This window comes from Tropicimonas sp. TH_r6 (genome assembly GCF_033101155.1).
Lineage (GTDB): Bacteria > Pseudomonadota > Alphaproteobacteria > Rhodobacterales > Rhodobacteraceae > Tropicimonas.
Genome location: NZ_JAWMPX010000075.1, coordinates 1 through 1,839, shown reverse-complemented (window position 1 = coordinate 1,839; position 1,839 = coordinate 1). Strand labels below are relative to the sequence as shown.

Below are 1,839 nucleotides of genomic sequence, written 5' to 3'. Positions count from 1 at the left end.
AGCGTCCCATCCATCCGCCATCGACGAGGAGGGTTGTGCCGTGGACGTAGCTTGCGGCGTCGGAGGCGAGGAAGACGGCCGGGCCGGCGAAGTCTTCCGGCGTGCCCCAGCGGCCAGCCGGGATGCGGCCGAGGATCGCTTCGTAGCGGTCCTTGTCGTCCTGCAGCGCCTGGGTGTTGTCGGTGGCGATATAGCCCGGCGCGATGGCGTTCACGTTCACGCCCTTGCCGGCCCACTCATTGGCAAACGCCATGGTCAGCTGGCCGATGCCGCCCTTGGACGCCGCGTAGCCCGGCACCGTGATGCCGCCCTGGAAGGTCAGCAGCGAGGCGGTGAAGATCACCTTGCCCGAGCCGCGCTCGATCATCGAGCGGCCGATCTCGCGGGTGATGACGAACTGTGCCGAGAGGTTCACCTCGATCACCTTGTCCCACCATTCGTCCGGATGCTCGGCCGCCGGCTTGCGCATGATCGTGCCCGCGTTGTTCACGAGGATGTCGATCTGCGGGTTCTCTTCCAGCACCTTGGCGCAAAACGCGGTCACGGCGGCGCGGTCCGAGAAGTCGCAGGAATAACCCTTGAATTCGCGGCCTAGGGCTTTGACGGCCTCGCCCACCTTGGAGCCCTCGTCTTCCATCTGCGCCGAGACGCCGATCACGTTCGCGCCTGCTTCCGCAAGCCCGATCGCCATGCCCATGCCGATGCCGCGCCGCGCGCCGGTCACGAGGGCGGTCTTGCCCGTGAGGTCAAACATTGTCATGTCGGTTCTTCCTTATTCGTTGATCTGCAGCAGAGACTTCATCGCGTTCGGGTTCGAGGTCAGCTCGGCAAAGCCTTCCGCGATCTTCTCGAGCGGACGAATGTCGGTGATGAAGCTGTCGGCATCGATATCGCCGGCGGCGATGGAGGCGATGGCCTTTTCGTAATCTTCCGGCTCGTAGACGCGGGTGCCGATGAGTTTCAGCTCGCGCCAGAAGAAGCGGAAGATATCCACGGTCGGCTTGGAGGCGTGCACGGCCACCATGACGATGCGGCAGCGGGTGCAGGCGGCTTCAGTCATCAGGTCGACGCCCGGCTGGGTGCCGGAGACCTCGAAGATCACGTCCGCGCCCTTGTCGCCGGTCTTCTCCATGATCGCGGCGGCGGCATCGACCTTCACCGGGTTGATCGTGTCGAAGCCGAGCTTCGCGGCATAGGCCAGCCGGTTCTCGTTGACCTCGGAGATGGTGACCTTGCCGCCGGCGGCGCGGGCGACCATGGCGACCAGCATGCCGATGGGGCCACCGCCGATGACGAGCACGTCCTCGCCGTCAGCGACCTCGGCCATGCGCACGTCATGGCAGGCCACGGCGAGCGGCTCGATCAGGGAGGCGTCGCGCAGGCTGACATTCGCGGGGATGCGGTGCAGCGTGTGCGCGGGCACGTTCCAGAGCTGCTGCATGGCGCCCTGGCTGTCGAGGCCGATGAAGGTCTGGTTGTGGCAGATATGGGAATGGCCGCGGTTGCAGGCCGGGCAGTCGCCGCAGGGATCGAGCGGGCGGACCACGACGTTGTCGCCTTCTTTCCAGTCCGTGACGCCCTCGCCCACGGCCGAGATCGTGCCCGACATCTCGTGACCGAGGATGCGGTCGAAGCCGATGCGCGGGTCCATATGGCCGAGATAGGCGTGCAGGTCGGTGCCGCAGATGCCGCAGAACGCGACCTTGATCTGCACCTGGCCGGCGGCGGGCGCCTCTTCTTCAACCTGCTTCACTTCGAAGGTCTTGTCCCCCCGATAGAATGCTGCCGTGTAAGTCATTGACTCTACGTCCTCCTCAGGCCGCCATTTCCGCGGCGGCG

Annotated in this window: 2 protein-coding genes; both read right to left on the bottom strand. The window is 65.7% G+C overall.

From position 1 onward, the window contains the following. A partial coding sequence (locus R3X27_RS25420) for an SDR family oxidoreductase (RefSeq protein ID WP_317711708.1) occupies positions 1–760 on the bottom strand: 760 nt, incomplete at its 3' end. A gap of 12 nt (positions 761–772) precedes the next feature. After that, positions 773–1,798: a zinc-dependent alcohol dehydrogenase gene (locus R3X27_RS25415; RefSeq protein WP_317711707.1), complete on the bottom strand. Its 1,026-nt coding sequence runs from the start codon at positions 1,796–1,798 to the stop codon at positions 773–775. Between the last annotated feature and the right edge of the window lie 41 nt (positions 1,799–1,839).

Excerpts from the sequence above, each read along its gene's own strand:
- R3X27_RS25415 (WP_317711707.1), bottom strand. The coding sequence starts at position 1,798 with ATGACTTACACGGCAGCATTCTATCGGGGGGACAAGACCTTCGAAGTG.